Source organism: Phormidesmis sp. 146-12 (assembly GCF_052939495.1).
In genome coordinates this window covers 1-4,460 of record NZ_JBJPHS010000104.1, presented here as the reverse complement: position 1 = coordinate 4,460, position 4,460 = coordinate 1, and the positions used below count along the sequence as shown (strand labels likewise).

Genomic DNA, 4,460 nt, shown 5'->3' with positions numbered 1-4,460 from the left:
ACCTTGGGGTTCCCGCCGCTTTGGGGCAATTCATCCCCTGATTCAGCAACGCCTGAAGTAGCTATCACGCGGCATCTGATTGACAAGCTCATTCAAGATTGCGCGACCCTTGCGGTATCTGCAAAGCAGCACGCCCCACCAACTCTTGCACAAACGCCTGATGTGCTGGATCAGCGATTCCGGCTTGCAGCCCATTCAGCACCTCAATCGTCCTGCCCTCTAATAAGGCTGGCACGTTCAGCCACAACCCTGGAAACACGCTACTGCGAATCATGCTATCCGCATCGGGTTCAATTAAGACAAACTCCTCCGCTTGCAACCGCAACCAACTGAAGCGATTCTCAAAGGTTTGCCACACCAAATATTCCTGCACCCCATTGCGGCGGTAGGCATTTTGCTTGGCTCCTAAGTCAATAGCGGCACTGCTTGTGGCAATTTCTGCCACTAATTCCGGTGCCCCTTCAATATAGCCATCCTCGCTAATCGTTGAGCTACCCCCAATTTCAGCCCGCAGCAAGGCATCCTGTTGGGGTTCATTATCTAGATCTAACCGGGTTGTGGTGTTATCGGCGGCACTCACTCCAGGGGTAGCAGTCCGATACACCCCTAACCAAGTGACTGAATCGGCATGGGGAACACCATGAAAAGTTCTAACTGGGGATGCCACGTAAACCACTCCTTCAATCAATTCGGCTTTGAGTTTTTCTGGGGTTGCCTTATAGCGGCGCTCAAACTCAGCACGAGTTAAGCGATCGCCACTCTCCAAGGGTGGAGTTGGGATGGAACGGGCAGGCTGCTGCAACACCATAATCAAGCTCTAGAGAATGAAGGAGATAACATCATTTTAGTCAATAATTGCCTCAGCACCCGCAGACCAAACAAACAGTTCACCCTGCTGCCCTCCTGCCGCTAGATGCCGTCCGGTGGGGTGCCATGCTAAACAAGAAAAACATGCCTCTGCACCTTCCAGCACTTGTACTGCTTCTAGTGCGGCTTGCCAGAGAATAATCCAGCCGTCTTCTGAAAGCGAAGCCAGCAAACCACTCTTCGGTTGAAATGCCAGATCCAGAACGTTACCACCGTGCAGATCTAACACCCAACTATCCCAACCCTCCGGGGACTGCATCCACATCGTCACCAGTTCGCGGGTTGCGGCAGCCAGAATCGGCGGTAGGTCAGCCGATGGCGGCAAATCTGCCCATGCCAACTGGCGAATTTTTCCAGGAAATCCCCGCATCAAAGTCGGCAGGTCATTCTCATCCGTTGGTTCGCGCTGGAGGTGCTGCGCCTTTGACCAGTCCAGCACCCCAATACTATGGTCATGAATCGCGCTGGCGAGATAGTTCCCATCCGGTGACCAGGCGATCGCGCTCGCAGGCGAGGTCAACTCCCACTGATATAGCCGCTCATCCCAATTGTGAGCATTCCAGATGTGAATATTGCTTTTGATGGCGATCGCCAAATGCTTGCCGTCGGGCGACCAGCGAATATCTTGTGGACTCGCAATTCCCGGCAGACTGGTTACAGGTTCAGCCTGATCCGCGTCCCAGATCTGCACCATTTTTCCGCGATTAAACGCCAAATGATTGCAGGTTGGATGCCAAACCAGGCGATCGACCCAGGAGTTACATTCAAGCGTGTCCGCAATTTTGGGCACATCCTCATCCATCTGCCACAGCGTAATCATGCCCGCTTGCCCACCTGTCGCCAGCCACTTACCATCCCAGGAAAACGCTAAAGCATCGATGGATGAACCCGTTGGCTGACCCAAAGATAGGCTCACAAAATTTTTCAGCAAGCGCACTTCTCCCAATCCAGAAGCAACCGCTACGGCATTGCCAATCGGTGACCAAGCGATTGCCGTCACATAGTCTGACAACGTTTCTTTAGCGCTTAACTCCAGGATGGACTGTAAGGTCATGCTCGTTGCCTCTTTAAGATCGATGCCAGCGGGTTTGTCCATCCGGCTGATCGGTTACGGTAATGCCAGCCGTTTGCAGTTCAGTGCGGATGCGATCGCTCTCGGCATAGCGTTTTTCCTGGCGTGCCCGCTGTCGTTATTGCAACAGTGATTCAATCCAACCCATATCGATTTCTGGCTCAGGGATGGATTCTGACTGAACCTCTAAGCCTAAAATCTGTGCCAGGTGAATTAGGGTCTGCGACCCTTGCGGTATCTGCGTAGCAGCGCGCTGTTGTAATTGTATATCCGTCTGCTCTGGCGATCCTTGATAGCAGCGTAGATTAAACTCACGCTTGAGTGACTTGGCTAATTCAAACAGCACTGCCAATCCAGCCGCCGTATTAAAGTCATCATCCATTGCAGTCTGGAAACGACTGATTAATGCAGCATCCAATTCACTGGGAATCGGCATCTGAGGGGATAAATTCAGTTGCTGCCAATCTAACGCCAGCGCCTCTTTGAGCGTTTGCCAACCATTTTCAGCGGCAATCATGGCATCTTTTGTAAAATCGAGCGGTTTGCGGTAGTGAGCTTGCAACACAAAGAGCCGAATCACCATTGGATCAACAGGCTGCGGATACTCTGACCACTTGCCATCCAGCAGCGCTCGAATTGTGGTGAAGTTACCCAACGATTTGGACATCTTTTCACCATTCACCGTCACCATGCCATTGTGCAGCCAATAGTTTGCCAACGGCTGACCCGTCAATACTTCCGACTGGGCGATTTCATTTTCATGGTGCGGAAACACCAAATCGCCGCCACCGCCGTGAATATCGATCGCTTCTCCTAACCGTGCCCGAATCATTGCCGAGCATTCAATGTGCCAGCCCGGTCGCCCTTGTCCCCAGGGAGAATTCCAGGCAGGCTCACCCGGCTTCGCTGCTTTCCATAGCGCAAAGTCAAACGGATATTGCTTCTTGAACTCTGGATCGTTGGGGTCAACTCGTCCACCCGCCCCAGCTTGCATCTGCTCTAACTGCCGTCCAGAAAGTTTGCCATAGTCTGCGAACTGCCGCACGTTGTAATACACATCGCCATCTACCGCGTAAGCGTATCCCTTATCTTCAAGCGCCTGAATCAATTGATGAATCGCTGGAATATGCTCCGTCACACGGGGATACTCATCGGCATCGAGAATATTCAAGCGGCGAATATCTTCAAAATAGGCAGCAATGTAGCGATCGGCAATGGCTTGCATCGAACTGCCTTCTGTCTTTGCCCGATTCAAAATCTTATCGTCAATATCAGTAAAGTTTTGCACATAGCGCACTTGATAACCGCGCCAGTGCAAATATCGCCGCACCACATCCCAACCCATGTAAGAGCGGGCATGACCTAAATGGCAATCGTCATACACTGTCACGCCGCAGCAATACATTGTGACTTTACCCGGTTCGATCGTTGTAAACGGCTCCTTGCGGCGAGTCAACGTGTTGTAAATGAATAAAGTCATGATTAACAATGGTTCGGACAGTTTTAGGGTAATTAAGGTAAGCAGATAGACAAGGAAGCTATCGATCCCGTAGGGTGCTAATCAGAAAAACAAGCACCAAATCGATAGCTGTATGCAAATTGTACAAAGTTTACTGGAAAAAATGGGCGGATTGAGCAGACCTCAAATCAAGGGGTTAACCACCCTGTTTGCGACGATCTTAATCGTCTGTGGGAAAGTGAACTTTACCAACCTGAGCCGGTACAGTTCGTTGAGCGAAAAGACCTATCGCCGCAGATTCAAGCAGTCGTTCGCGTTTGTGCGGTTGAACGTGGGGATAGTCGAAGCCACGATGCAGGAGCCTGAAGCGATGATTGCTCTGATGGATGGCTCGTTCATCCCCAAAAGTGGCAAGCGAACCTTCGGGTTGGATCAGTTTTACAACGGGAGCCACGGTCGTGTGGAAAAGGGGTTAGAGGTGTCGTTGATTGCCGTGGTAAACGTCAAAACGGAAGTGGGGTACAGTATCCAAGCCGAGCAGACCTTTGAGCAGACGATGTTCCCGGAACTGACGCGCATGGATTATTACCTCGATCAACTGGAGCGAGTTCGTGGGCACCTACCGGCACAAGTTCGCTACCTTGCGGTCGATGGTGCCTATGCCCATCAGCCCTTTGTCACAGGTGTGGTGGTTCTCAAACTCGACGTGATTAGTCGCTTGCGGCGCGATGCCAACCTGCGGTTTCTCTTTGAGGGAAAGCAGAAGGCGCGCGGTGCCAGACGCAAATACGCCAGCAAAGTCAATTTAGCCGACTCGACTGGGTTTACCTGGGTGCGTCAACTGCAACCCGGCGTTGACCTGTTCACGCAAGTCGTCTGGCATGTCTCCCTCAAGCGGCAAATTCGTCTCGCTTACCTCAAAGACACGCGCAAGTCCAACAAGCCGAGCTATGTGGTGCTGTTCGGGCGCATCTATTGGTTGGGGGAGTAAAGGGTGGGCGAAAGGGCTGACTATTACCCATAAGTTCGGCTTTCACTAAACGGGAACAGGACAGGAATATG

5 protein-coding genes are annotated in these 4,460 nt (G+C 51.8%); 1 reads left to right on the top strand and 4 read right to left on the bottom strand.

Features of this window, described 5'->3' with window-relative positions; all coding sequences use genetic code 11:
- Positions 1-88: 88 nt before the first annotated feature.
- Genes ACKFKF_RS28250 through cysS form a run of 4 tightly spaced genes read right to left on the bottom strand, consistent with a single transcriptional unit; the run spans position 89 to position 3,419 of the window.
- The gene (locus ACKFKF_RS28250) at positions 89-808 is read right to left on the bottom strand and encodes a Uma2 family endonuclease (protein ID WP_446870690.1); all 720 of its coding nucleotides are present in this window, start codon (positions 806-808) and stop codon (positions 89-91) included.
- Positions 809-844: 36 nt separating this feature from the next.
- Positions 845-1,963: a WD40 repeat domain-containing protein gene (locus ACKFKF_RS28245; protein WP_446870689.1), complete on the bottom strand. Its 1,119-nt coding sequence runs from the start codon at positions 1,961-1,963 to the stop codon at positions 845-847.
- Positions 1,935-2,012 (bottom strand): hypothetical protein, encoded by a 78-nt coding sequence (locus ACKFKF_RS28240; RefSeq protein WP_446870712.1) that lies wholly within the window; start codon positions 2,010-2,012, stop codon positions 1,935-1,937. The genes ACKFKF_RS28245 and ACKFKF_RS28240 overlap by 29 nt, the downstream gene beginning before the upstream one ends.
- 45 nt (positions 2,013-2,057) lie before the next feature.
- Positions 2,058-3,419, bottom strand: coding sequence for a cysteine--tRNA ligase (gene cysS, locus ACKFKF_RS28235; protein ID WP_446870688.1), 1,362 nt, complete (start codon positions 3,417-3,419; stop codon positions 2,058-2,060).
- A 112-nt stretch (positions 3,420-3,531) separates the two neighbouring features.
- Here cysS and ACKFKF_RS28230 point away from each other — a divergent pair, with 112 nt between their 5' ends.
- The gene (locus ACKFKF_RS28230; RefSeq protein WP_446870687.1) at positions 3,532-4,389 is read left to right on the top strand and encodes a hypothetical protein; all 858 of its coding nucleotides are present in this window, start codon (positions 3,532-3,534) and stop codon (positions 4,387-4,389) included.
- The last annotated feature ends 71 nt before the right edge of the window (positions 4,390-4,460 follow it).

Bases quoted from the DNA above. Each gene is read 5' to 3' on its own strand.
- ACKFKF_RS28250 (WP_446870690.1), bottom strand. From the start codon at position 808: ATGGTGTTGCAGCAGCCTGCCCGTTCCATCCCAACTCCACCCTTGGAG.
- ACKFKF_RS28245 (WP_446870689.1), bottom strand. From the start codon at position 1,963: ATGGACAAACCCGCTGGCATCGATCTTAAAGAGGCAACGAGCATGACC.
- cysS (WP_446870688.1), bottom strand. From the start codon at position 3,419: ATGACTTTATTCATTTACAACACGTTGACTCGCCGCAAGGAGCCGTTT.
- ACKFKF_RS28230 (WP_446870687.1), top strand. From the start codon at position 3,532: ATGCAAATTGTACAAAGTTTACTGGAAAAAATGGGCGGATTGAGCAGA.